General features: G+C 69.3%; 1 protein-coding gene. It reads right to left on the bottom strand.

Annotation, left to right across the window (positions count from 1 at the left end; all coding sequences use genetic code 11):
* The coding region (locus HR086_RS47515) for an MlrC C-terminal domain-containing protein (RefSeq protein ID WP_174468975.1) at positions 1–450 on the bottom strand (450 nt) is incomplete at both ends.

The raw sequence follows: 450 nt of genomic DNA, 5'->3' as shown, positions 1-450 counted from the left end.
CCCAATGCTCCTGCGGCGTCTCCGTGACGACGATCTGCGCCGCGCCGATGTCGAGCAGCGCCGTTCGGCCCATGCGGATGCGCTGGCCCGTATAGGTCGGCCCCGTGATGGTGTATTCGCCGTCGCTGATGGCGACAACCTTGCCCGTCAGCGCGCGCGGCACGGGGTAGATGCCGAGCTGCACAAGCGGCACCTTGTCGCCGACCGGGAGCGTGACCGTGGCACCCTCGCCCGCCTCGATCATCGCCGCGACGGCTTCCGGGTCGCACACCGGCCCGACAGCGATGCCGCTCAAGCCTTGCCGCAACGCTTCGTGCAGGACGTGCATGTCGTCGCACGTGCCGCCGGACATGCAGTTGTCGCCATGGTCGAGTAGCAGCACGGGGCCGCTGCCCGGGGCATCGGCCAACTTGGCTGCGCGCGCGATCGATTCGGTCAACGGTTCGGAGC

Source organism: Myxococcus sp. CA039A (assembly GCF_013336645.1).
Classification (GTDB): Bacteria; Myxococcota; Myxococcia; order Myxococcales; family Myxococcaceae; genus Myxococcus; species Myxococcus llanfairpwllgwyngyllgogerychwyrndrobwllllantysiliogogogochensis.
Note: the sequence above shows the minus strand (reverse complement) of the source record. Positions and strands in the feature narration are given on the sequence as shown.